Source organism: Mesorhizobium sp. M0106, from assembly GCF_040322715.1.
In the GTDB taxonomy this organism is placed as follows: Bacteria; Pseudomonadota; Alphaproteobacteria; order Rhizobiales; family Rhizobiaceae; genus Mesorhizobium.
This window is the reverse complement of sequence record NZ_JAMYUA010000004.1, coordinates 188,729-213,040: the sequence shown is the minus strand read 5'-3', so window position 1 is coordinate 213,040 and position 24,312 is coordinate 188,729. Positions and strand designations below refer to the sequence as shown.

Here is a 24,312-nt window from a genome sequence, read left to right as displayed (position 1 = left end):
GGTACAATTACTTTTCGGACTGCAACGGGCCCGAGCCGGCGCCGGTCGCTTCAATGGCGGCAGCGATCTCGGCCAAATCCCGCCCGGTCAATTCGAGCCTTGCCGCGTCGAGCCAGCCATCCACCTGAGCCGGGCTGCGCGCGCCGACGATCGCACCCGTCACCCCCGGCCAGGCCAGCGTCCAGGCGATCGCAACCGCGGCAACGCTCGTGCTGTGACGCTCGGCGATCGGTATTAAGGCACCGGCGAACGCCAGGTTGCGGGTAAGCTTTTCGCCGGAAAGGCGCTTGAAGGTGACGCTCGCTTTTCCCGTGCGATCTGTCGGAGGAACGTCAAGTAGAGGACCTGATCGGCCTAATCGGCCAATGGGGGCGATTGAGTGTCGTCGTCAACAATGCAGGCGCCGGTTCGCGCCGAAGCGGAATTGAACTAGGCGATCGTCCCGGCGCGAGATGGGACAAGGTGCGCGGCGCCAACCTGGACTCCACCTATTTTGTATCATCCTACGCCTTGCCGCTGCTGCGGGATTCAGGCGGAGGTGCGATTGTCAACATATCGTCCACGGCCACATTGCACGGCAATTGGGGCCTGTACTGCGTCGCCAAGGCGGCCGTCGAAGCGCTCACGCGATCGCTGGCCATCGAGGGTGCTCCGCACGGGATCAGAGCAAACTGCGTCAGCCCCGGTTGGATTGCCACCGAAACCGACCTAACGACGCCCGCGTCGGGCAGCGCCGGCGATTGGACGGTGGCGCCAAGCGTATTGGGCCGAATGGGAACGCCGGCCGAAATCGCTGCGGCGGTGGCGTTCCTGGCGAGTGATGAAGCTTCGTTCGTCACGGGCCAAACCCTGATCGCCGACGGAGGGCTCTCGATACTGGACTTCACTTCGCTTTCTCTTCTCGATCAGCGCGGTTCGGTGCTGTTCTCAGGCATGGTCGGCGACACTCCGTAGGCAGGTCTGAACCAGGCCGAAGCCGACTGCCGATCTTTCCGATCGAATATCCGATGATCTGATAGCAGGAGCGCGCTGCCGCCTTTGCCATACTCACCGGAGTACCAGTTTCGGGCTTCGCTGCTGCGGCTGAACGAACGGAGCCTACCCCGGACCTTCGCGCGCCGATTTTTTACTAGCTTCCCGCGAGCGACAACCCACTGGCGCGCTCGCATAGCAGGGCGAGCAATTCGCTGCGCCGCGCTTCCGGCGTATCGACGGGCAACACGAAACAAAGCGTCTTGTTGATGGCCCCGTTGCCATCGCGGATGGGCGCGGCCATGCACCAGGTGAAACGGTCTGCCAGTGCAGCGGTCTCGCTGAAACCTTGCTGGCGCGCCAGAGCGACATCGCCGAAGAACTCGGCTGGCGCAATGACGCGGCCGTCGGGAAGCGTGTAGTCGCCAGGCGGAATGAAGTCCCGTATTTCGTGCTCGCTCATATGGCCGAGCAGCAGCCTTCCGGACGCCGTCCACGGTATCGGCACCTCGACTCCGACATCGCTTGAAATCCGGAACGGGCCAGGCGAGTCCCGGCAATCAAGGACGACATATTTGGTCCCGCGCAAGCCGCACAGTTGGACGGTCTCGCCCGTCTCCGCGCCTAGTCTGTCCAGGGTTTCGATGATGCGCCGGTAATGGGCATTATGATGTGAGTAGGCCCAGCCGAACAGATGCATCGCCTTTCCGAAATAGACATAGCCTTCCGTTCCGACATTTTCGAGCATTTCGGCTTCAAGCAGACTGTTGACGATTTCATAAGTGGTTGAACGCGGCGCGCCGATCATCTTGGCCATGTCGCCGACGCGCATCGGCGCGCGGTGCCGCAGAAGGGCCTCGAGTAGCATGATGACGCGGTCGATCCCGCGACGCCGTTCGCCATTGCGCGGCTCGGCGCCGGCTTCCGTTTCAATTAGACCAGTGACGCTATCGCTCATGTAGGCCGCACCCGCGCAAAAATCATTCGGCCCTCGTCTCAAGACGCTTGAAAGATGTCAAGGCTCAGTCTAGCATCCCATTTGTCCGATATACAGGCCTGTTGTCTGAAATATCGGACAATAACGAGCCAGGCGCAGTAAGTCCTGACGAGAAAAACGGGCGGTTTCCGATGCGGCAACCGGCGGGTTTTCTCGTCCCGATCCCGCACGTCCAGGCATAACTTCAGAAGGGAACAATCATGACGAAATCATCGTTTTTCGCATCCGCCAGTGCCCTTTGCCTCGGCCTTCTCCTCAGCCTCGGCGCCGGGTCGCAGGCCAACGCCGCCGCTAAATGCATCAAGGGCGATCGCAAAGCGCCATATACGATCGGCTGGGCCAATATCTATTCAGTGCCGACCTGGATGAAGCAGACACAGGGCACGATCGAAGCCGAAGTCGAGACTTTGAAGAAGCAAGGCTTGGTCGACAAACTCGTCGTGACCGATGCCCAGGGCGACGCCAACGTCCAGATTCAGCAGATCCAGTCGATGATCGATTCCGATGTCGATGCCATCATCTTGATCGCTGGTTCGTCGACCGCGCCGGCGCGCGTGCTGGCGGACGCCTGCGCCAAGGGCATCGCCATCATCAACTTCGACAGCCTCGTCGATACCGACCAGGTGACCGCCAAGGTCAACACCGATTCCTCACAGTGGGGCGATCAGGCGGCCAAGTTCCTGATCGACGCCATCGGCGGCAAGGGCAAGATCCTCATCCTCAATGGCCCAGCCGGCGTTTCGGTCAGCGACGACCGGCGCAAAGGCGCCGATGCCGAACTTAAGGCCCATCCCGATGTGAAGGTGCTTGCCGAGACGAACACGGCCTACAATGTCGCGCCCGCCCAGGAGGCCGTGACCAGCCTGCTTTTCGCCAACCCCGAAATCGACGGCATCCTGTCGCTGGGCGGCGCGTTGTCGGCAGGCGCCGTGCTCGCGCTCGACAAGCAGGGCCGCGACCAGGTGCCGATCACCGGCGAGAATGCGCGCCAGTTTCTCGAACTGTGGAAGGAAAAGGGCCTGAAGAGCTGGGCGACGATGCAGCCGAACTGGCTCGGCGCCTTCGCCACCTACACCGCCGTCCAGGCACTGGAGGGCGAGGATGTGCCGGCTTTCGTCAAGATCCCGTTGCCGGTGATCGACAATTCCAACGTCGACGAATACCTCGCCCGGGCGAAGGATTTCCCGGCTGACGGTTACATCTATTCGCCGTACGATGAGGATCTATTCAAGAAGCTGCTGGCCCAGAAATAAGCCTGAAGGGTTGTAGCATTGACAACCACGGCTCCGCTTCTCGCCGCGCTGGGGGTGTCGAAGTCCTTTTTCGGCAACCCCGTTCTGCGCAACGTTTCAATCGCTCTCCAGCCGGGCCGCGTGCATGCGCTGCTGGGCGAGAACGGCGCAGGTAAGTCGACACTGATCAACCTTTTGTCCGGCGCCTTGCGCCCGGACGGCGGGGCGATCGAGGTCGATGGGCGCCCGGTCTCGCGCATGACCCCCGCTCATGCGCGACAGGCCGGGATCGCCGTTGTCCAGCAGGAACTCAGCCTGACGGCCAGCTTGTCCATTGCCGAAAACGTCGGGCTCGGTGCCTATCCCAAGCGGTTCGGCTTGATCGACTACAACGAGCTTGCCGTCCGGGCCAGGGCCGCATGCGATCTTGTCGGGCTTTACGAACCGCTGTCTACGCCGGTGGGGCACCTGTCCCTCGGCCGCCGGCAGATGGTGGAGATCGCCAAGGCGCTTTACCGCCGGCCGCGCGTGCTCATTCTCGACGAACCCACCTCATCGCTATCGGCAACTGAGACAAAAATCCTCACCGACCTGCTGGAGAGGCTTCGGGGCGAGGGCATCGCTATTCTCTACATCTCACACCGACTGAACGAGGTGATGACGCTGTGCGAGCATGTCACCGTGCTCAAGGATGGGACCTGCGCGGCGGACTGCTCGCTGGAAGGAACCGATGCCGCCGGACTGGTACGGCTGATGGTCGGCCGCGACCCCGGCGATCTCTTTCCACGATGGCGGCCTTCGCCATCGCCGGCCGACGCCATCTCGGTTCGTAAATTTTCGGCCGGCCTGATGCGCGACGTCGATCTCGACATCAGGACGGGCGAGGTGCTTGGCATTGGCGGCCTGGTCGGGCAGGGGCAGGAAGATCTGCTGCTTGGCCTCTACGGCGCGATCCCCGCCAGGACGGTATCCGCGACGGTAAACGGTGTTTCGGGTTTGCCTGGCGGCGTGCCGAAAGCCAATGCGCTCGGCCTCGCTTATGTCCCGGCTGACCGCAAGCGCGAAGGCCTGCACCTGATCCATCCCATCATCACCAACATGATGCTGCCCGCCTTCGCAAGGCTGCCGGCGCTGAAGCTGCGCAGCCGGCGCGCCGAGCGCAATATGGCAAGGGGCCTCGCCGCCCAGCTTGCCATCAAGGGCGACCTCGACCGCCCGGCGCAGGCACTCTCAGGTGGCAACCAGCAGAAGGTCGCGCTGGCGAAATGGATGCCACACGAGCCGCTTGTGCTTCTCCTCAATGACCCGACGCGCGGCGTCGATGTCGAGACCAAGCGTGAGATCTACATGATGCTTCGCAAACTCGCCGCCGCCGGCAAGGCGATCGTGCTGCTCAGTTCCGACACACCCGAACTGGTGCACCTTTGCGACCGCGTCGGCGTGGTCCGCGAAGGCCGCATCGTGGCCATGCTCAAGCGCGAGGCACTGAGCGAGGAAGCCATCGTTTCCGCCGCAATGGACGCCGAACAGCAGAAAGTTGCGGCATGAGCACGGTAGCATCCTCAAGCCAAGCCGGCGCGCTCTACTGGCCGGTTCAGCTGCGCCGCAATGTCGGCGTGCGCAGCCTGTTCGCTGTGGTCCTGGCGTTCGTCATTGCCTACGGTTTCCTGTTTCCCGGCCTCTTGACAGCGTCCGGTTTCGCCAAATTCACCCAGAGCTGGTTTCCGCTGGCGCTGGTCGCCATGGCCCAGGCGATCCTCATGCTCACCGGCGGCATAAGCCTGGCCATCGGCGCCATGGTCAGCCTGGGCGCGGTGATCGCTGCGACGACGATGACCGGACCGCTGGGCATAGCCGGCGGTGCCGCTGCGGTGGCGCTGACCGGTCTCGGCATCGGTGCCGCGATCGGGTTCATCGTCGTGAAACTTCGGTTGCCGGCGATCGTGGTGACGCTCGCTGGCTCCTTCATTATCGGCGGCGCTGCGCTGCTCATCCTGCCGAGGCCGGGCGGCGCCATACCCGAGTGGCTGTCGGACCTGCTTGCCGGCAACACCCCGGCGGCATTCGTGCTGCTGGTACTCATCGTGCTTTTGTGGAAACTCTATCTCGCCACGCCGCTTGGTTTGAGCATCTATGCTGCAGGCGAAAATCCCGTCGGCGCCTACCGCTCCAGCGTGCCGATCGACGGTGCCCGGATCGCCGCCTACGCGATTAGCGGCCTGCTTTGCACAGGCGCCGGCCTGTTCATCGCCGCGCAAACGGGTTCGGGCGATCCAGTCATCGGCACGGCGTTCACGCTGAATTCCATTGCCGCCGCAGTGCTCGGCGGCATCGGTTTCCTCGGCGGCCAGGGTACCATGCGCGGCGCTCTTGCGGGCAGCCTGCTGCTCAGCCTGATGATCAGTGTCATGTTCTTCCTCGGCTTCACGCCGGTCGCCCAATATGTCGCCCAGGGCCTCATCATCATCGGGGCGGTAGCCATCCCGCAATTCCGCAAGGTGCAGCAATGACAGCACGGAAAGACAGCGTGAGCGGCAGGCGCGCCGTGACGATTCTGCGCAGCCGGCCCTTCCTTACGATCGCTATAGTTGCGGCGGTATGGATCGCGGCGAGCTTCGCTTCACCTGGCTTCGGCGCTTATGGGCATTTGCGCTATTTGGTTGAATTGGGCGCGGTGATCGGCCTGGTCGCGGCGGGCCAAACTTTCGTGGTGATTGCCGGCGGCATCGACCTTTCCGTCGCGGCGATCGTCACGGTTAGCGCTGTCAGCCTGCCGCTGCTTTCGTGGCAGGCGGATCCGACAGGGCTCACCGCCGTTCTTGCAGTTCTCACGTTGACGAGCGCAATCGGTCTGGTGAACGGGCTGGGCGTGGCGCTGTTGCGCGTTCATCCAATGATCATGACACTGGCGATGGCGACATTCCTGCAAGGTCTGCTGATCATCATCGCCGGCGGCAGTGCCGTGACCGCCGAGAACCCGCTGGTCCGCTGGCTCGGCAATGCGCGGCCGGTCGGTATTCCGGCAGGCGTGCTTTTGTGGGTGGTCATTTCAGTGATCGTTCTGACCACGATGCATGCGACATCCCTTGGCGCCCGGATATTCGCGATGGGCGCCAATCCGCTCGCCGCGGCGCTGTCCGGGGTTCCGGTCGCCTCGACCACGCTGGCGGTCTACGGCATCAGCGGCTTCTGTGCGGGACTTGCCGGTGTGTTGGTCCTCGGCATGAACGGACAAGGCTATGTCGGTATCGGCGATCCTTATCTGCTCGCCTCGATTGCCGCCGTGGTGCTTGGCGGCACCTCGATCCTCGGCGGGCTCGGTACCTATGCCGGCACCATCCCCGGCGCCATCCTGCTGGTTACGATCACGGCGCTGATCACCGTGGTCAACGCATCGCCCGGCTGGCGCAGTATCCTGTTCGGGTCGCTGATCCTGGGGCTGCTGCTTCTCTCAGGCAGAGAGCAGGCCCGCCGATGACATATCGTCCAGCCGATAAATGCGCCGTGCATTGCCATAGAATAGTGCCGTCTGCTCGTCCGCGGAAAGCTCTCCTGCAATGGCCTTGAAGCTGTCATACACCGCATTGAACGATGCATGCAGGCCGGCGACCGGAAAGTCGCTGCCGAACATCGCGCGCCGCGTACCGAAACAGTCGATGCAATGCATGACAACCGACCTTAGGCTGTCGAGCGTCCAATCATGATCGTAGGCGACCAGATCCGATATCTTGATGGCGACGTTCTCGCGCTCCGACAAAAGCCGCAGCCCTTCGCGCCACACCCGCATCCCGTCCGCATCGCGATCGATCGGGCTGCCGCAATGGTTGAGAACAAAGAGCTGGTCCGGAAAGGACGCTGCGAGGCGCGCCGCGCCGGTGAGCTGGCGCGGAAATACCATCAGGTCGAAAACCAGCCGGCGACGCCCAAGCAGGGACAGGCCGGCACGCCAGGCCGGATCGTCCATGATGCCGTCACGGGCGGCAAAACGACGGGCGGGATCCGGATCCCAGCTCAGTATGTCGCGTACGCCGACGACACGGTCGAATGCCGCCTGCGCCTGGACCAGCGCCGGCGCTTGGCGGTTCGCCAGAGGTACGTGAACGACATAACGGGCGGCCACGCCGCGCGACTTGTCGAGGGTTTCAAGCCACCGCGTTTCACCGACGCAGTCATCCCCAGCCCAACCGGCTTCAACATGGACGGTGGCGACGACACCGTGCTGGCCGGCGTCGCGCAAATAATCTTCAGGAAGGTAGTTTCGCCGCAAGGGGCCAAGCTCGCCCAGACCGCCGCGTTCGCCAGCCGTGGGCGTGAGCCAGGGATGGCGGCCGAGGCCGAGATCCCAAAGGTGATGGTGGGCATCGATGATCGGTCCGCAGTAACGCTTTGGCACGCATCTCTCTCATGGTGTGGCCGGCATCGGAAATCGATCCGGACTTCATCCTGCGAAAGCGAAAGGACTAGCATCGGATGACCGAAAACTCACCCGTACTGTCGCTCGCGACCCGTGAAAATTTCCTGCTCGACGATCGTATCCGCGGCGTGCCGCCTGGCACCCTCGGGCTGGACAGCAGCTTTGTCGCATCTGAGCGCTGGCATCCAGCGCATGGACGTATGTCGTTGCCGGTGTTGACCCTCGACGAGGAGGCCTTCATCGCCAATCGTGACCTGTTCCTGGGGTATGCGCGAGAACAGGGCGCCGTGATCGCCCCGCATGCCAAGACCCCGATGGCGCCTGACCTTGCCCGGTCGCTGATCGAGGCCGGAGCATGGGGCACGACCGTCGCCGACATAAGGCAGGCCACAGTGATGCTCAGAGCCGGGCTCTCTCGGCTGATCATCGCCAATGAGGTCGGCGGACCAGGTGGTGCGAACCGACTTGCTGTCCTTGTCGGCGCCTGGCCAAGCGCCGAGTTCTACGTTTTTGCCGACTCTTTCGACGCCGTGAATGCGCTTGCTGAAGCTTGGCGCGCCAATGCGACGCTGCCGCCATTGCGCGTGCTCGTCGAACTTGGTGCGGGGAGGGCAGGCGCCCGGACCACCGGCGAAGCCGAGGCGATCGCCGACGCGGTTGTAGCAGCCGGAGGGCGGCTGCTGATCGCCGGCGTCGCAGCCTACGAAGGTGCCGCGGCGCAAGCCGATCCTGACCGCACCGATGAGGCGATATCCGCCCTGTTGGCAATGACAGCCGATATGTTCCTGCGGCTCCGCGCCCGCGTCGGCGGCGACACCCCGCTGATCGTCACCGCCGGCGGCTCGGTGTACTTCGACAAGGTGGTCGCAGCGCTTTCGCCCCTCGTCTCCAGGGACGGCAATGCCACGTTGGTGCTGCGCAGCGGCGCCATCTTCTTTCACGACCATGGCGTCTACGACAGGTCGCTTGGCGCACTCGATGCCCGCGACGGTTTTGCGATCGGCGGCGTCAGTGCTTCCGCACGAAATTCCTTCCATCCGGCTTTGCGCCTGTGGGCCGAGGTACTGTCGCGGCCGGAGCCCGGCCTTGCTATCTGCGGTATGGGCATGCGCGACGTGTCGTTCGACCAGGGCTTTCCGAAGGTCGTGACCATCTTTCGTGCCGGCAAGCAGCTGCCGAAAGCGCGTGCCGAGGTCTTCAAGCTCAACGACCAGCACGCCTTCCTGACAATTGCGTCGGGCGACGATATTGCCGTTGGTGACGTCGTTGAATTCGGCATCTCGCACCCCTGCACCTGCCTCGATCGCTATCGCGTGATCTTCGGCGCCGACGCGGCCGGGTATGTCCGCCACGCCTTTCCTACCTATTTCGGCTGAGCAGATATCGCGGCCACTTCCAAAAAAGAGAACCTCGAAAGGATCTGATATGATCAAGTACTTCCAGTCCGGCTCCCGCATGTCTCAGGCGGTCGTCTATGGCGGCCTTGTGCACATCGCAGGCCAGGTGGCAGACGACCGCAAGGCCGGCATCGAGGGTCAGACGAACGACGTGCTCTCCAAGGTCGAGGCGCTCCTTGTTGAGGCCGGCAGCAGCAAGTCGAGGCTAGTGGCGATCAATATCTTCCTGCCGCAGATCGCCGACTTCGATGCCATGAACAGCATCTACGATGCCTGGGTGGATCCTGCGCGCCTGCCGGCGCGCGCCTGTGTCGAGGCGCGTCTCGCCGATCCCGACCTCCGCATAGAGGTCACTGCGATCGCAGCTGTCTGAGCCGCCGCCATGCACACCGGCCTCAGCCATACGCTCGACTTCGACCGGGACGGCAAGACACTCGGCCATCTCAGCATTCCGTTTTCGATCGACCGTTCGCCCTATTTCCAGGTCAAGGTCCCGATCTGCCTTGTCCGCAACGGCGAAGGCCCGTCGGTGCTTCTGATGGCCGGCAGTCACGGCGACGAATATGAAGGCGAGCTGTCGCTGGCAAAGCTGGTGCGCCGGCTCGATCCCAAGCGGATCAAGGGTCGCGTCACCATCCTGCCGACGGCGAACGTGCCGGCGGTGATCGCCGCAAAGCGCTGCTCGCCACTCGACGGCGGCAATCTCAACCGCGCCTTTCCGGGCGACCCGTCAGGCACGCCAACAAGCCGGCTTGCCAATTTCCTGGAGATGGAACTGTTTCCCCGCCACGACGTCATCTTCGACATTCATTCTGGCGGCACCTCGATGGAGCATCTGCCGACCGCGCTGGTCGAGCACAATACCGATCCCGACCGGCACCGGCGCGGTGTGGAGCTGATGCGGACGCTCAGCATGCCCTATGGGTTCGTGGCCGACAACGGCCAGGCCTCACCGACCTCCATGGGTGCGGCGCGCCGGGCCGGCGCCATCGGCGTCAGCGGAGAGTTCGGCGGCGGTGGCACTGTCACGGTCGATACTATGGAGATTACCGCCCGCGCACTCGACGCCCTGATGGCCGCCTTGGGAGTGGTTGAGGCGCCGGTTCTTGCACCGGCAACCGGGCCTTCGGCGCCGACGCGGCTTCTTTCGTTGTCTCGGCACAGTCAGGGCCTTTATGCCACAAGCCGTGGTTGGTTCGAGCCGGCAGTCAGGCTGGGCGACAGCGTGACTTCAGGCCAACTGGCGGGCTGGTACCACGACCTCGAACGGCTCGACCTCGCCGAGCAAGCCCTGCACTTCGTCGAAAGCGGCATTGTGCTTTCGCGCCGGCTGCACACGATGTGCGAGGCGGGAGACTGCCTCATTCAGGTCGCCGAGCCGGTCGACTGATAAGAAGCCCTCCCGACCATACGCCCATATCGGGATCAAGACTGAGGATAACCGGATGCAACTGTCCATGTGGACCTATCCTTGGGATGTCCAGGATCTGGGCTTGGAGACGGTCGAGCGCGATCTTGTCGAGCGTGCCGGGCTCAACATGATCAGTCTGGCGACTTCGTATCACGCTGGCCGGTTCCTGCAGCCGCGCAGCCCGCGCCGGAAAGCCTATTTTCCGGAAGACGGAACCATCTATTTCAAGCCAGATGCGGCACGCTGGGCCGACCTTGCCATCCAGCCCAAGGTGGCGGACGTGATCATGGAAGGCGGCGATGTGCTTGGCGACCTTGTCCGCCGGCGCGAGGTGGGCGGGCTCGGCGTTTCGTGCTGGACGGTCTGCTTGCACAACACCCGGCTCGGCATGCTTCATCCGCAGGCCGTAACCCGCAACGCCTTCGGCGATCCCAACTACTACAATCTCTGCCCATCACATCCGGATGCGCGCGCCTATGTCCGCGCGCTGATCGCCGATATCTCGCACAGCTACAGGCCAGACCGGATCGAGCTTGAAAGCCCTTCCTTCATGGGCTTCGCCCACGAATACCATCATGAGAAAGATGGTGTCGGGCTGACGCCGGAAGACGATTTTCTGTTGTCGATATGTTTTTGTCCGTCCTGCCTTGCGCGCGCGGCCGGGGCCCGCGTCGACGGCGAAGTAGCGCGCAAGCTCGTCGGGCAATGGATCGTCGAGACCTGCGAGCGCGCCGTGCCCGAACGGCGCTTTCCAGATTTTCCGGGGAGCGGCCTCGACACTTTTTTGCCATGGCCGGAACTCCATGGCTACCTGCAGTGGCGGTTCGAACCGGTGACCAGCCTGGTCGCCGAACTGCGCGAGGTGGCCAATCCGGCGACCCGCGTTGTCATCATCGATTTGAAAGACGGTTGGCTTGGCGGCTGCGATCTCGCGGCGCTCGGCAAGGTCTGTGACGGGGCAATCCTGTGTGCCTACGACATGCAGCCCGGCGAGGTCGCCAGACTGATGGCAGCCGGACGCGCAGCCCTTGGCGCGGAAAAATTCCTCGGCGCCGGCTACCGGCTGTTCTATCCGGAAATGGCAGGCCCCGATATCCTCACCGCCAAGGTGAAACCTGCGATGGCGCCGGATGTCGACGGCATCAATTTTTACAATTACGGCCTTGTCCCTGCCGCACGACTCGATTGGCTGAGTGCCGCACGATCCGTTTGAAAAACCGATCCGTTGCCTCAGTCTGCTAGGACTGACCTCGCTTTGCCTTGGAGCTTTATGAGCGTGCCGACTATTCGCTTCGGTCACATTGGCCGGCGGCGGCCGGACAAGCTGAAAGCATGGCTGTGAAGGTCCATGGGGATCTAAGATTATACGCTCTAGCGTATTTTAGTCTTTATACGCTTCCGAGTATACGTAGCGGCGGTGCCGCCTTCGTCAGGCCGGACGGCTTTGTCGCGTGGCGGTCAACGCACGGTGTGCTTGATCCTGTACAGGTGCTGATCGAAACACTTGATGGGTTCGGTTCCCGCACGGAGGCGCACGAACACTATCGGTGAACGGCGGCGAGTGCGGATGCCTCCCGCCTTCGGGCATGACTTCCTTGCCGGAATGACAGCGATGCCAGGCGCTTGCTCCTTTTCCTACTCGTTGTCGCCGAGTAGGGCCGTGCAAACCGCTTCGGTGACCTTGTCGGTGGTGGCGGTTCCGCCGAGGTCGGGCGTGTGCAGTGAGGCGTCCGCCGTCACGCGCTCGATGGCGCGCATCAGGCGCGCCGCGGCAGCCGGCTCGCCGAGATGCTCCAGCATCATCACCGCCGACCAGAACGTGCCGACCGGATTGGCGATGCCCTTGCCGGTGATGTCGAAGGCCGAGCCGTGGATCGGCTCGAACATCGACGGAAACCGCCGCTCGGGGTTGAGGTTCGCAGTCGGCGCGATGCCGATCGATCCGGCAAGTGCGGCCGCAAGATCCGACAGGATGTCGGCGTGAAGGTTGGTCGCGACGATCGTGTCGAGCGAGCACGGATTGAGCGTCATGCGCACCGTCATCGCGTCGACCAGCATTTTGTCCCATGCGACATCCGGAAAATCAGCCGCGACCTCATGCGCGATGTCGTCCCAGAGCACCATGCCGTGACGCTGGGCGTTCGACTTGGTGACCACCGTCAACAGCTTTCGCGGCCGTGACCGCGCCATCTCGAAGGCGAAGCGCATGATGCGCGTGACGCCGGCGCGGGTGAAGATCGAGACCTCGGTTGCAACTTCCTCAGGCAGGCCGAGATGCGAGCGCCCGCCCTGGCCGGCGTACTCGCCTTCCGAATTCTCCCGAACGATGACCCAGTCGAGATCCCCTGCCGTGACGCCGCGAAGCGGGCTCTCGATACCGGGCAGGATGCGGGTCGGGCGCACGTTGGCGTATTGGTCGAAGGACTGGCAGATCGCGAGCCGCAACCCCCAAAGCGTCAGATGGTCGGGCACGTCTGGCGCGCCGACGGCGCCGAAATAGATCGCGTCGAAGGCCTTCAGCCGCTCGGTGCCGTCCTTGGGCATCATCACGCCGTTGAGCTTGTAGTAGTCCGAGCCCCAGTCGAAATGCTGCACCTCGAGACTGAAACCGCCGTCGCGCGTGGCGCAGGCGGCCAGCGCACGAAGGCCGGCCGCTACGACTTCCTTGCCGATCCCATCGCCTGGAATGGCCGCGATCCTATAGCTTCGCATTGGTCCAGTCCTCCTCTTGTGGCGCTAAACTCGCATGGACCATCGTGCTGGCCTTTGGCAGTGGGGCCGAATGCCCCCATTACCGCAAATGGTCAATCAAACCGTTCAGCAGGAGCAGCAACGCCCCAGCGACGACAGCCGCGGCCGCGTCGTCCAGCATAATGCCGGCCCCACCCCTTACCTTGTCATGCATGATACGGATGGGCCAAGGCTTGACGACGTCGAAAAACCGGAAAGCAAGGAAGCCTGCTGCCCACCAGAGTGGGTCGATCGGAAGCATGGAAAGTGTCGCGGCGGCGCCGAAGGTCTCATCGATGACGACGATCTGCGGATCCTCCGTCCCGGTACCGGAGATAACATGCGATGACGCCCATACGCCAACGGCGAACAGGGCCGCATAGGCAAGCACCGTCAGCCAAGGTGATGCGGGTATCAGAGCCGCGGCAACAGCCACTCCAACCATTGCGCCGACCGTGCCCGGCCATATTGGAGATAATCCCGCGCCAAGAGAGGTCGCGAGCAGGTAGGCAAACTTGGGTGAAAATTTATGCATCGAGTTTCGGCCGGCTTCCGACGGATGGCAAGCAATCATAGTCACATCGTTCGGGTGCGGCCGCCAGACCGCCGGTCGATTTGCTCCGTCAGCTTTGGCGAGCGCCTTAATCCGCCGGCCGCATCCGCCAAAAAGAAATCGCTGTTTGCGGCGGGTTGAGAACGTTGCTGAGCCAGTTCTCCGTCTGCGTTGACCAACTCGAACGGTGGCGACGGTGGAACAAACCCGCAAATTGCTGGTAAAGCTCGGTGAAACGACATCATCAGAGGAGCCGCCATGATCGCCGGTCTCATGAAAAGTCGCATCGACCCGCTATGGGAGCAGGCCGCCTCTCCGCTGATCGGGATCGGCATGACGCCGAACCAGGTTACGGCTAGCGGGCTCGTGCTCGTCGCCTTGTCGTCGGCCGCCTATGTCTATCACCATTCAAGTCTTGCCTTTGGCCTTTGCCTGGCGTTTGCCTTCACCTTCGACGCGCTGGACGGTGCGGTCGCCCGCCGGACAAATATGAGCACCAAGGCCGGTGGCTATTTCGACGCCGTCGTCGACCGTTATCAAGAATTGGCCGTCTTTGCGGCTATCGGCTGGGTCGCCGATCTGTGGGCGATCGCAATGTTCGCATTTGCGGGCGGGATCCTCACCAGTTACGCCAAGGCGCGGACGGCGCTGGAAATCCCTGTGAAAAACGACGGTTGGCCGGATTTCTTCGAGCGGATGGAACGTCTGGTGTTCATTTGCGTGCTGCTCGCCGCCGACGGAGTTGCTACCGCCATGGGCGCGGCTTCGCCCTGGATTCTGGCGGGTGGGTTCGCGCTGTACGCAGTGCTGGCCAACGCCACAGCGCTACAACGGATCAGTCGTGCATTTGCGATGCTTAAACGAGCCGACGGCAAGCAGCCGTGAGACCGCAAGAACGCTTGAATTCAGCCTCATGTGAGGCTATATACTGCTTCATATGAATGGGAAGCAGAGATGTTAGCATTTGGAAATATAGCCGACGTGCTGGGGCTGTCGCCCAAGGAAACGGCTGCACGGTCGCCATTCGGGCTGATGGCTCGAATTGAAGGCGGATTGCCAATCGGCGCGCTGGAACGCGTCTCACAATTGCTGGCACCGGCCGATGCCCAATTCAAATACCGCCTCGTTCCAAAGGCAACCTATGAACGTCGCAAGAGGGGCGCTCTTCGACTGTCTTCGGAGGAGGGCATGCGGGTAGCACGGGTGGCTCGCGCATGGGACTTGGCCCTCGACGTCTGGAAGATCGAAGATCAGGCTCGTGACTTTCTATTTCGACCTCATCCCATGCTGGAAGACCGACGCCCGATCGAAATGGTCATCCAAAACGAGATCGGCGCCGAGCTGGTGATCGATATCCTTGCAGGCCTGAAATACGGCACTGCCGCTTGACGGCGCAGATACTCGATCGGACGCTGCCGTGCTTCAGGATCGGCGATCCTGCCGGCATCTATCCGATCTTTGACGCGACGGGCTCGACGATCGCGCCCGGCCGCTGGAACACGCTTGGCAGCCCAGTGATTTACACCAGCGAGCACTATTCGACAGCGTTGCTGGAAAAGCTGGTGCACGGCAGCGGCAGACTGCCGCCCAACCAGCACTACGTCCAGATCATGGTTCCGCGCGGGCTAAGCTACGAGATATTTTCGCAGCCGTCGCTGCCGGGGTGGGATATGATGCCGGCAAAGGTGAGCAAGGAATTCGGCGAGACGTGGTATGTCGAGCGCCGCAGCGCGATCTTGATCGTGCCAAACGTCGTGGCTCGCCTCGACAACAACGTGTTGATCAATCCGACCCATCCGGAGTTTGCCTTGATCACAGCCAGCCTGCATCAACCCGTATATTGGGACAGTCGCCTGTTCGGCTCCTGAGCAGGTCAGGAGGGGCAGGTTCCTGCCTGCGGCGTCGATTGTTCAAACTCGTCAGCGCCAGGCCAAGCCTGGGGCGACATGGGTCAGAATCGCCTCGATGACATGGGCGTTGTAGTCGACCCCGAGCTGGTTGGGGACGGTAAGCAGCAGCGTATCGGCCTCGGCGATGGCTTCGTCGCCCTTTAGCTGCTCGATGAGGATGTCCGGCTCGGCGGCATAGGAGCGGCCGAACACCGCGCGTCTGTCTGCCTCGATGTAACCGAAATGATCTCCGCTCTGGTTGCCGCCGAAATAGGCCCGGTCGCGATCGTCGACCAGTGCAAAAACGCTCCGGCTCACCGACACCCGCGGCTCGCGCGTGTGTCCGGCCGCCTTCCAGGCCTCACGAAAGGCCCGGATCTGTTCGGCCTGCTGGATGTGAAACGGCTTTCCGCCTTCATCGAATTTGAGCGTGGAGCTCTGCAGGTTCATCCCCAGCCTCGCCGCCCATTCCGCCGTGGCGTTGGTGGCGGCGCCCCACCAGATGCGCTCGCGCAGGCCCTCCGAGTGCGGCTCGACGCGAAGCAGGCCAGGCGGGTTGGGAAACATCGGCCGCGGGTTGGGCTGCGCAAAGCCTTTGCCCAGCAACACTTCGAGCAGCACTCCGGTGTGTCTACGGGCCATGTCGGCATCGCTCTCGCCCTCTTGCGGGGCGTAGCCGAAGTAGCGCCATCCCTCGATCACCTGCTCCGGCGAGCCTCGGCTGATGCCCAGCTGCAGACGCCCTCCGGCGATTAGGTCGGCGGCGCCGGCGTCCTCGGCCATGTAGAGCGGGTTCTCATAGCGCATGTCGATCACCGCCGTGCCGATCTCGATTCGGCTGGTCTTTGCGCCGACCGCCGCCAGCAGCGGGAAGGGCGAGGCGAGTTGACGGGCGAAGTGATGCACGCGGAAATACGCGCCGTCCGCACCCAGCTCCTCGGCCGCGACCGCCAACTCGACGGACTGCAAAAGCGCGTCGGATGCCGTCCGCGTCTGCGATTGCGGCGAGGGCGTCCAGTGCCCGAACGAGAGGAAACCAATCTTCTTCATGAGAACCAGCCTAAAGGGGAGCCAGGTGCAGACTATGCTGCGGCGCGCAGCAAAGCATCGCAAAATCGGTGCCGATGGCCGCCTGCCTTGACGCGCAAAGCTTGAATCGGCGGTTGTTGATCAACGATGGCCGACCGTGCCGAGCTGCCGTCGGACGCCAGCCTAGGAAGGTGCCGCGAATGCGAGCGCTATCGCGATGAGGATCAACAGCGGTCCCATCCATTTGAAGCGAGTCCCAAAGTTGGTTCACCATGCTTGCTGCTGGCCGGGGCGAGCTTGGAACGGGTCCGCGAGAAATCCGAAGCCGACGCCAGCCATCCACAACCCGGCGCAGAACATGATGAACTCGTCGATGTATTCCGCGACCATGCTTCGAAGCTTTCGAATTTATGCCGCCGCTACATGCGCCGAATTCGAGCCGATATAGTTTCGGATCGTTTCGATGATCCGGTCCTGGTCAGCCTCGCTCAGATAGGGATGCATTGGCAGGCACAGGATGCGCTTCGGCAGCTCTTCCGAAACGGCAAGGCCGGTCGGCGTGCGCGGATAATCGCGATAGGCAATCTGGCTGTGCAGCGGTTTCACATAGTAGATGACCGACGGAATGCCCTTTTCACCGAGATGTGCCTTGAGCCCGTCGCGTTTCGGCGTTTCGATGGCGTATTGCGCCCAGGCCGAGCGGCCGCCGCCCAGATTGCGCGCCGCCTTGACGATATCGCCGAGACCTTCGGCATAGCGATTGGCGACCGCTTGCCGCGCCACCATCTCGTCCTCGAGGATGGCCAGCTTCTCTATCAGGATCGCCGCCTGAAGCGTGTCGAGCCGTGAATTGATGCCGACGCGGACATTGTCGTATTGCGTTTCGCCCTTTCCGTGAAAGGCGAACGAGCGCAGCTGTTCGGCCAGCGCATCGTCATTGGTGAACATCGCACCGCCGTCGCCATAGCAGCCGAGCGGCTTTGCCGGATAGAAGCTGGTCGAGCCCACGGTGCCGAACGAGCCGCACATCTTGCCGTCAGCCGAGCCGCCGGTCGCCTGCGCCGCATCCTCGATGACCATCAGGCCTTCGCGATCGGCGATGGCCATGATCGCCTCGTAATCGGCGGCGAGGCCGAACAGGTCGACGGGAATGATTGCCTTCGGCCTCAGCCGGCCCTCCGCCTTGATCATGGCAATTGCCGCCTCGAGGCTGGCGATATCGATATTGTAGCTGTCGGCATCGACATCGACGAACACCGGTTCGGCCTTGGTCAGCGCCACCACTTCGGCCGTGGCGGCGAAGGTGAAGCTCGGCACGAACACCGCGTCGCCCGGGCCGATGCCGGCGGCAAACAGCGGCAGCAGCAGCGCATCGGTGCCGTTGGCGCAAGCGACCACGTGCTTGGTGCCGATATAGGCGGCGAGCTTGTTTTCGAATTCGGTGACCTGCGGTCCGAGAATATAGCGGCCTTCGTCGACAACCCGGTCGATTGCCGCTTTCAGCCTGTCGCGGATGCGTTCGCGCTGCGCGCCAAGATCGATGAACTGCATGTCGGCCTCAAACGGTTTTAGTCAGATAACCGGCCGCTGGTAGCAGACTTGGTACGGCCGAGAAAGCCGCAGGGCAAAAACCCTGAATTGCTCAAGTGTCGCAGCCTGTTACCTCTGATTTCCGATCTGCCCTCTTAAACGCGGGGAAATCCGGGCTTCGGCCGGCCTGATACAGGCTTCGCATCCCGCCCGCCAGGCTGGACGAAACATAAAGTGATCGTCGGTGAGCAGTCCATGGGCTGCGCACCAGCCGGTCAAGCGATTTCATGCCGCCATGGCGGGTTGGCGCCGGCCCGCGATACCGTCACCGCCGCCGCCTTGGCACCGAGCGTCAGCGCCTTGTGGATGGCGTCTTCCGGCAAACTGGCGATTGCCGTCTTCGACAGCAGACCCTGTTCGTGCAAGGAGGCAAGAATGCCGGCATTGAATGTGTCGCCGGCGCCGACCGTATCGACCACCTCGACCTTGTCCGGCACGACGGTGACCCGGTGCTGGCTGCTGTAACCGACCGCGCCTTCGCTGCCGTGGGTGACGACGATCAGCTTCGGGCCGCGATCCAGCCAGTTGCGGACGACGTCCTCATGCGAGCCGGCTTCGCCGAACCAGTTCAAATCCTCGTCCGACAGTTTCACGACGTCGGCCATCGCCATCATGCTGCGGATGCGCCTGAGGTGCCTGGCCTTGTCGGGAATGAAGTTTGGCCGGATGTTGGGGTCGAGCATCATCACGCGGCGCTCATGCTCGCGCCGCATGAACTCTTCATAGGCCGACCCGGCCGGCTCCGAGATCAGGCTGATGGCGCCGAACAGCATGGCCTCGATCTCGCTGCCGAGTTCCGGCAAGTCCTCGATGGTCAGCATGCGCCCGGCGGTGTTCTCGTCGTAGAAGGTGTAGGTCGCCTGGCCGTTGGTGAGCCGCACGAAGGCGAGAGTAGTCGGACGCGGCGAGGTGTGCGCATAGGTGGAACTGACCTTGCTGGCCTTCAGCGCCTCCCTGAGCTGGCCGCCGAACAGATCCGACGACAGGCCGGAGAAAAAGGCAGCGGGCGCGCCGAGCCGGCCTAGCGCAATGGCCGAGTTGAAGACGGCACCGCCGACATAGGGGGCAAAGGCCGGCTCGCCCTCCGTCGTGGTCCGCGGCAGCATGTCGATCAGGGCTTCGCCGCAGCAGAGGATCATGAAGTCTTGCTTTCCGGCGGATAGATCACGCCCTTGCGAATGATGATGTTGGCGTAGAGCCGCGGCTCGCTCGTCGCGACGATCGCGTGCGCGGCCTTGACCCGTGCATAGAAGTCGGCACCGGCAAGCGCAACCACCTTGCGGCCCGGCGCACGCCTGGCGCAGATCGCTTCCATCTCATGGTGAACCGGATCGGCGAGCAGGGGATCGCCTTTGGCCGAGGCGCGAAACAGCGCCTGCGGCACGGCGTCGTCGACCGGCAATACGCTCAATACCGCATCGAGCACGGGGACGAGATGATGACCGTCGGCGCGGACCAGCCGCTGTGCCTGCTGCTCGGCCGGGTAGTTGCCGTCGACCAAGGCGATCTCGTCGCCATGGCCCATGGCGCGCAATATCGCCAGAAGCTCGGGGCCGAGCAGCGCCGGGATGCCGATCAGCATGCTCAGAAGCTCCGGGAAATCGTGGTCGAGCCGATGAGGAAGCGCTCCGACAGCGGCAGGCTGGCGCCACCCAGCGCCCGCGCATGGATGCCGACGGTTCCCTCGCGAACGGCCGGCAGCCTCAGGCCCTCGCCGTCGATCCGGCCGATGGCTTGGATAATGGCATCGACAAGCCGCCTGCGCACGGCAAGCGGCATCCATCCGTCGATCACCGCGGCTTCGAAGTCAATGACGGACGAGGCCGAAACGATGGCATAGGCAAGCGCCTGCGAGGCGCTGGCGATCCAGTCGTCAAGCTCGGCGCCGATCTCGCCCCAGTCCCCCGGTGATGTCCACAGATGCGAGGCCTCGATGCCGCGCGCGTTGAGCGCCTTTTCCAGCATGGCGATAGACGCCACGTCGATCAACTGCGTCGGCTTGCCGTCCGGCCCTGGCACCGGCATCGAGCCCAGCGCGCCGGCATTGCCGGTTGGGCCGCCAAACAACCGGCCGTTCAGCACGATGCCGCCGCCGGCAAAGGCGCCGATATAGAAGTAGACGAAATCGCGTGCCGCACCCGCCGCGTGGCCGAACACGAGCTCGGCGCCGCAGGCCGAGGTGGCGTCGTTCTGCAGATAGACTGGAAATTCGCATTGCGCCTGGATGTCGGCGCGAATATCGCGATGGCGCCATTCGTCCATGATTTCGCGCGGCGCGCCGGCGGTGTCGGCCCAGTTCCACAATTCGAACGGCATGGCGATGCCAAGCCCGGCAATGCGTTTGTCCTGCGCCGGGGTGAGTTCGCCGCGCATCTTCTTCATGCCGCTTGTGACGAATTCCACCGTCTCGCGCGGCGCCGGATAGCGGTATGAATGCTGCAGCATCGAGCGCACATTGCCGAGGAAATCGATCAGCACCAGCTCGGCGCTGCGGCGGCCGATCTTCAGGCCGATGAAATAGGCGCCGTCGGGATTGAGCGCCATGGGTATCGAGGGCTGGCCGATCTTGCCGCGCAACGGCGCCTGGCGAACGAGCAGGTCGTCCTCCTCCAGCTCGCGCATGATGACGGACACTGTCTGCGCCGAAAGGCCCGTCATGCGCGCAATATCGGATTTGGCCAGGCTGCCGTGCTGACGCACCAGCGACAGCACCAGCCGCTCATTGTGGTCCCGCATGCCGCTTTGATTGGTGCCGCGGTGCAGGCGGCTTTCGGCCGCATCGGGCGAACCGTGCCTCGTAACGCCGGTCTCCACCCTTGTTCCTCCCGTCGTTTCCCCTCAATGCTTTTGGTCTAGAGTGGGTGAACAATCCTGCGATGTCAATAATAAATAAGAGTGATTTAATTATTGACAGTGCTGGCGGACTGGTGTCTCTTGAGATCGGCGTCGACACTGGGAGATTTCGTCGGACGCGCTGCAGATGCCGGTTGGCCGGCGTCCTAAATGGTTCCATGGGAGGAAAATCGTGACCACGTCAAAACTGTTGAAATCCACCGTGTTTGCCGCGGCCGGACTGAGCCTGATGGCCTTTGCGTCGACGGCATCGGCCGCCGGGGTCGGCGCCTGCTTGATCACCAAGACCGACACCAATCCCTTCTTCGTCAAGATGAAGGAAGGTGCCGCCGCGAAAGCCAAGGAAATTGGTGTCGATCTGAAGGCCTACGCCGGCAAGGCGGAAGGTGACAATGAGGGCCAGGTTGCGGCGATCGAATCCTGCATCGCCGACGGCGCCAAGGGTATTTTGATCACCGCCACCGACACTGCGGCCATCGTGCCGGCGGTGAAGAAGGCGCGTGATGCAGGGGTGCTGGTGATCGCTCTGGACACCCAGCTCGAGCCTGCCGACGCCGCCGATGCGACGTTTGCGACCGACAATTTCAAGGCCGGCGAGCTTATCGGCTCCTGGGCAAAGGCCACCTTGGGCGACAAGGCCAAGGACGCGCACATCGCCTACATGGATCTTATCGCCAGCCAGCCCTCCGTCGACGTGCAGCGTGATCAAGGCTTCATGAAGGGCTTCGGCATCGACCTCGGCGACCCCAACAAGATCGGCGACGAAACCGACGCACGCAATGTCTGTCACGATCTGTCGAGCGGCAATGAGGATGGCGGGCACACTGCCATGGAGAACTGCCTGCAGAAGGATCCGGATATCAACGTCGTCTACACCATCAATGAACCCGCGGCCGCGGGCGCCTACCAGGCGCTGAAGGCCGTCGGCAAGGAGAAGGACGTCCTGATTGTCTCGGTCGATGGCGGCTGCCCGGGTGTCAAGAACGTTGCCGAGGGCGTGATCGGTGCCACTTCACAGCAATATCCACTGCTCATGGCCTCGCTCGGCATCGAGGCGATCAAGACCTTTGCCGACAGCGGCAAGAAGCCTGAGCCGTCGCCCGGTCTGAACTTCTACAACACCGGCGTGACGCTGATCACCGACAAGCCTGCCGCCGGCATCGAATCCATCGACACGAAGCAAGGCCTCAGCAAGTGCTGGGGTTGATTTGATCCCCTGATCGGCTCAACTTCAAAAGAACAATAGAGAATGTGGAGCGGTTTCGGCCGCTCCACATCACAGGCGGGAGGTCGACTTGAGCGTCGAAACAACCAGGAGCAAGGGACCGCAGGAATTCGAGACGGTCCTGGCCACTAGCGACACCAGCGTCGCTTCATTCGAGACGCATTCCCGCTCGACGCTGGAGAGCATCCAGCACCGCTTGCACAAAAGCCCTGCCATGGTGCCGCTGATCATCCTGATCATCTCGGTGGGTCTGTTCGCAGTGGTCGTCGGCGGACGCTTCTTTTCTCCTTTCACCCTCACCCTGATCCTCCAGCAGGTGGCGATAACCGGCATGGTCGGCATCGCGCAGACACTGGTGGTGCTCACCGCCGGCATCGACCTGTCCGTCGGCGCCATCATGGTGCTGAGCTCGGTCGTCATGGGCCAGTTTGCCATGCATTACGGTGTTCCAGCGCCGGTGGCCGTTGCCGTCGGGCTGCTTGTCGGCGCGATTTGCGGCTTGATCAACGGCATTCTCATCGCTTGGGTGAAACTGCCGCCCTTCATCGTGACGCTCGGCACCTGGTCGATCTACGCTGCCATCAACTTCATCTATTCCGGTAACGAGACCATCCGCAGCCAGGATCTCGAGACGACGGCGCCGCTGCTGCAGTTTTTCGGCGGATCGTTCAGGATCGGCGGCGCCGTCTTCACCTATGGCGTGCTGTTGGTGCTGATCATGGCGGCAATTGCCTGGTATGTGCTCAATCACACCGCGTGGGGCCGGCACGTCTATGCGGTGGGCGACGACCCGGAGGCCGCGGAGCTGTCGGGTGTGCGCGTCAGCCGGATGCTGGTCGCGGTCTACACGCTGACTGGTATCATTTGCGCCATCGCCGGCTGGGCCCTGATCGGACGCATCGGATCGGTCTCGCCGCAGGCCGGGCAGTTCGAGAACATCAATTCGATTACCGCCGTGGTGATCGGCGGCACTTCGCTGTTCGGCGGCCGCGGCTCCATCCTCGGGACCATCTTCGGTGCGCTGATCGTCGGCGTGTTCGCGCTCGGCCTCAGGCTTTGGGGGACAGATCCGCAATGGACGCAATTGTCCGTCGGCGCTCTTATCATCATCGCTGTTGGTATCGACCAGTGGATCAGGAAGATCTCGGCATGAACCAGACTCACGAACCGATCCTTACCGCGCGCAGCCTGGTCAAGCGCTACGGCCGCGTCACCGCTCTCGACAGCGCAGACTTCGACCTCTATCCGGGCGAAATCCTTGCTGTCATTGGCGACAACGGCGCCGGCAAGTCGTCGCTTATCAAAGCCATTTCCGGAGCGGTCACCCCCGACGAAGGTGAGATACGGCTTGAAGGCAAGCCTATTGCCTTCAAATCGCCGATGGAGGCGCGCGAGGCCGGCATCGAGACCGTCTACCAGAACCTGGCGCTATCGCCGGCGCTGTCGATCGCCGACAACATGTTCCTCGGCCGCGAGATCCGCAAGCCCGGGTTCCTCGGCGAATGGCTGCGCATGCTCGACCGTCCGGCGATGGAAAAGCGTGCCCGCGACAAGCTCACCGAACTTGGCCTGATGACGATCCAGAACATCAGCCAGGCGGTGGAAACGCTCTCGGGCGGCCAGCGCCAAGGCGTGGCGGTGGCGCGTGCCGCCGCCTTCGGCTCGAAGATGGTCATCATGGATGAGCCGACGGCCGCGCTCGGCGTCAAGGAGAGCCGCCGCGTGCTCGAACTGATACTCGACGTAAAACGCCGAGGCCTGCCGATCGTGTTGATTTCACACAATATGCCGCATGTCTTCGAGGTGGCCGACCGCATCCACATTCATCGGCTCGGCCGTCGCCTGTGTGTCATCGATCCGAAGCAGTATACGATGTCCGACGCCGTCGCCTTCATGACTGGCGCCAAGGTGCCGCCGGAAGCGGCGCTGGCGGCTTGAGCAAGAACTTGAGGCCCATCGCCGAGGGACCCGAACGCGCTGTTTCCAAATGCCAAATTGCCGCAGGGCAACCCGGCTTGCG

The 24,312-nt window shown here is 63.0% G+C and carries 24 protein-coding genes and 2 pseudogenes; 15 read left to right on the top strand and 11 right to left on the bottom strand.

Features of this window, described 5'->3' with window-relative positions:
• Positions 1–7: 7 nt before the first annotated feature.
• Positions 8–256: an aldo/keto reductase gene (locus NKJ55_RS06255; protein WP_352449225.1), complete on the bottom strand. Its 249-nt coding sequence runs from the start codon at positions 254–256 to the stop codon at positions 8–10.
• Between the two features lie 59 nt (positions 257–315).
• Here NKJ55_RS06255 and NKJ55_RS06250 point away from each other — a divergent pair.
• Positions 316–954, top strand: a pseudogene (locus tag NKJ55_RS06250) (SDR family NAD(P)-dependent oxidoreductase); the annotation flags it as partial.
• A gap of 175 nt (positions 955–1,129) precedes the next feature.
• Here NKJ55_RS06250 and NKJ55_RS06245 read toward each other — a convergent pair.
• On the bottom strand, positions 1,130–1,930 hold the full coding sequence (locus tag NKJ55_RS06245) for an IclR family transcriptional regulator (protein WP_352449120.1): 801 nt from the start codon (positions 1,928–1,930) through the stop codon (positions 1,130–1,132).
• 239 nt (positions 1,931–2,169) lie between these two features.
• Between NKJ55_RS06245 and NKJ55_RS06240 the strand changes: the two genes are divergently transcribed.
• Genes NKJ55_RS06240 through NKJ55_RS06225 form a run of 4 tightly spaced genes read left to right on the top strand, consistent with a single transcriptional unit; the run spans position 2,170 to position 6,679 of the window.
• Positions 2,170–3,222 (top strand): ABC transporter substrate-binding protein, encoded by a 1,053-nt coding sequence (locus NKJ55_RS06240; RefSeq protein WP_352449119.1) that lies wholly within the window; start codon positions 2,170–2,172, stop codon positions 3,220–3,222.
• 18 nt (positions 3,223–3,240) lie between these two features.
• Positions 3,241–4,749 (top strand): sugar ABC transporter ATP-binding protein, encoded by a 1,509-nt coding sequence (locus tag NKJ55_RS06235; protein ID WP_352449118.1) that lies wholly within the window; start codon positions 3,241–3,243, stop codon positions 4,747–4,749.
• Complete coding sequence (locus NKJ55_RS06230) at positions 4,746–5,711, top strand: ABC transporter permease (protein ID WP_352449117.1); 966 nt, start codon at positions 4,746–4,748, stop codon at positions 5,709–5,711. Before NKJ55_RS06235 ends, NKJ55_RS06230 begins: the two co-directional genes overlap by 4 nt.
• Positions 5,708–6,679 (top strand): ABC transporter permease, encoded by a 972-nt coding sequence (locus NKJ55_RS06225; RefSeq protein ID WP_352449116.1) that lies wholly within the window; start codon positions 5,708–5,710, stop codon positions 6,677–6,679. Before NKJ55_RS06230 ends, NKJ55_RS06225 begins: the two co-directional genes overlap by 4 nt.
• On the opposite strand, the gene NKJ55_RS06220 is transcribed toward NKJ55_RS06225, so the two are convergent.
• Entirely contained in the window at positions 6,653–7,594 is a 942-nt protein-coding gene (locus tag NKJ55_RS06220; RefSeq protein ID WP_352449115.1) for an amidohydrolase family protein, read from the bottom strand. The two genes, NKJ55_RS06225 and NKJ55_RS06220, sit on opposite strands and share 27 nt — an antisense overlap.
• A gap of 77 nt (positions 7,595–7,671) precedes the next feature.
• Between NKJ55_RS06220 and NKJ55_RS06215 the strand changes: the two genes are divergently transcribed.
• Genes NKJ55_RS06215 through NKJ55_RS06200 form a run of 4 tightly spaced genes read left to right on the top strand, consistent with a single transcriptional unit; the run spans position 7,672 to position 11,636 of the window.
• Positions 7,672–8,991, top strand: coding sequence for an alanine racemase (locus NKJ55_RS06215; RefSeq protein ID WP_352449114.1), 1,320 nt, complete (start codon positions 7,672–7,674; stop codon positions 8,989–8,991).
• Between the two features lie 49 nt (positions 8,992–9,040).
• Positions 9,041–9,385 (top strand): RidA family protein, encoded by a 345-nt coding sequence (locus NKJ55_RS06210; RefSeq protein WP_352449113.1) that lies wholly within the window; start codon positions 9,041–9,043, stop codon positions 9,383–9,385.
• Positions 9,386–9,394: 9 nt separating this feature from the next.
• Positions 9,395–10,402, top strand: coding sequence for a succinylglutamate desuccinylase/aspartoacylase family protein (locus NKJ55_RS06205; RefSeq protein WP_352449112.1), 1,008 nt, complete (start codon positions 9,395–9,397; stop codon positions 10,400–10,402).
• A 55-nt stretch (positions 10,403–10,457) separates the two neighbouring features.
• Positions 10,458–11,636, top strand: coding sequence for a hypothetical protein (locus NKJ55_RS06200; protein ID WP_352449111.1), 1,179 nt, complete (start codon positions 10,458–10,460; stop codon positions 11,634–11,636).
• A gap of 422 nt (positions 11,637–12,058) precedes the next feature.
• Here the strand turns inward: NKJ55_RS06200 and NKJ55_RS06195 are convergent, their stop codons facing one another.
• Together NKJ55_RS06195 and NKJ55_RS06190 are read right to left on the bottom strand one after the other, a co-directional pair.
• A complete protein-coding gene (locus NKJ55_RS06195; protein WP_352449110.1) occupies positions 12,059–13,135 on the bottom strand; it encodes a tartrate dehydrogenase in 1,077 nt (358 codons plus the stop codon).
• A 79-nt stretch (positions 13,136–13,214) separates the two neighbouring features.
• A complete protein-coding gene (locus NKJ55_RS06190; RefSeq protein WP_352449109.1) occupies positions 13,215–13,688 on the bottom strand; it encodes a phosphatidylglycerophosphatase A family protein in 474 nt (157 codons plus the stop codon).
• Between the two features lie 276 nt (positions 13,689–13,964).
• Here NKJ55_RS06190 and NKJ55_RS06185 point away from each other — a divergent pair, with 276 nt between their 5' ends.
• The 3 genes from NKJ55_RS06185 (at position 13,965) to NKJ55_RS06175 (ending at position 15,574) form a co-directional block, all read left to right on the top strand.
• Positions 13,965–14,591, top strand: coding sequence for a CDP-alcohol phosphatidyltransferase family protein (locus NKJ55_RS06185; protein ID WP_352449108.1), 627 nt, complete (start codon positions 13,965–13,967; stop codon positions 14,589–14,591).
• 69 nt (positions 14,592–14,660) lie between these two features.
• Positions 14,661–15,095, top strand: coding sequence for an antitoxin Xre-like helix-turn-helix domain-containing protein (locus NKJ55_RS06180; protein ID WP_352449224.1), 435 nt, complete (start codon positions 14,661–14,663; stop codon positions 15,093–15,095).
• Complete coding sequence (locus tag NKJ55_RS06175) at positions 15,092–15,574, top strand: RES family NAD+ phosphorylase (protein WP_352449107.1); 483 nt, start codon at positions 15,092–15,094, stop codon at positions 15,572–15,574. The genes NKJ55_RS06180 and NKJ55_RS06175 overlap by 4 nt, the downstream gene beginning before the upstream one ends.
• Positions 15,575–15,625: 51 nt before the next feature.
• On the opposite strand, the gene NKJ55_RS06170 is transcribed toward NKJ55_RS06175, so the two are convergent.
• From NKJ55_RS06170 to NKJ55_RS06145, 6 genes and pseudogenes are all read right to left on the bottom strand, one after another.
• Complete coding sequence (locus NKJ55_RS06170; RefSeq protein WP_352449106.1) at positions 15,626–16,645, bottom strand: LLM class flavin-dependent oxidoreductase; 1,020 nt, start codon at positions 16,643–16,645, stop codon at positions 15,626–15,628.
• Between the two features lie 162 nt (positions 16,646–16,807).
• Positions 16,808–17,014, bottom strand: a pseudogene (locus NKJ55_RS06165) (hypothetical protein).
• 18 nt (positions 17,015–17,032) lie between these two features.
• A complete protein-coding gene (locus tag NKJ55_RS06160) occupies positions 17,033–18,175 on the bottom strand; it encodes a DegT/DnrJ/EryC1/StrS family aminotransferase (RefSeq protein WP_352449105.1) in 1,143 nt (380 codons plus the stop codon).
• Between the two features lie 254 nt (positions 18,176–18,429).
• Positions 18,430–19,353 (bottom strand): carbohydrate kinase family protein, encoded by a 924-nt coding sequence (locus NKJ55_RS06155; RefSeq protein ID WP_352449104.1) that lies wholly within the window; start codon positions 19,351–19,353, stop codon positions 18,430–18,432.
• A complete protein-coding gene (locus tag NKJ55_RS06150; protein ID WP_352449103.1) occupies positions 19,350–19,796 on the bottom strand; it encodes an RbsD/FucU family protein in 447 nt (148 codons plus the stop codon). Before NKJ55_RS06150 ends, NKJ55_RS06155 begins: the two co-directional genes overlap by 4 nt.
• A 2-nt stretch (positions 19,797–19,798) precedes the next feature.
• Positions 19,799–21,028 carry an ROK family transcriptional regulator gene (locus NKJ55_RS06145; protein WP_352449102.1) on the bottom strand — a complete coding sequence of 410 codons (1,230 nt, stop codon included), beginning with the start codon at positions 21,026–21,028 and terminating at the stop codon, positions 19,799–19,801.
• Between the two features lie 229 nt (positions 21,029–21,257).
• On the opposite strand from NKJ55_RS06145, the gene NKJ55_RS06140 reads away from it, so the two are divergent.
• From NKJ55_RS06140 to NKJ55_RS06130, 3 genes are all read left to right on the top strand, one after another.
• Complete coding sequence (locus NKJ55_RS06140) at positions 21,258–22,274, top strand: sugar ABC transporter substrate-binding protein (RefSeq protein WP_352449223.1); 1,017 nt, start codon at positions 21,258–21,260, stop codon at positions 22,272–22,274.
• A gap of 88 nt (positions 22,275–22,362) precedes the next feature.
• Positions 22,363–23,445 carry an ABC transporter permease gene (locus NKJ55_RS06135; RefSeq protein ID WP_352449101.1) on the top strand — a complete coding sequence of 361 codons (1,083 nt, stop codon included), beginning with the start codon at positions 22,363–22,365 and terminating at the stop codon, positions 23,443–23,445.
• Positions 23,442–24,230 (top strand): ATP-binding cassette domain-containing protein, encoded by a 789-nt coding sequence (locus NKJ55_RS06130; RefSeq protein WP_023679303.1) that lies wholly within the window; start codon positions 23,442–23,444, stop codon positions 24,228–24,230. Before NKJ55_RS06135 ends, NKJ55_RS06130 begins: the two co-directional genes overlap by 4 nt.
• Positions 24,231–24,312: the final 82 nt, after the last annotated feature.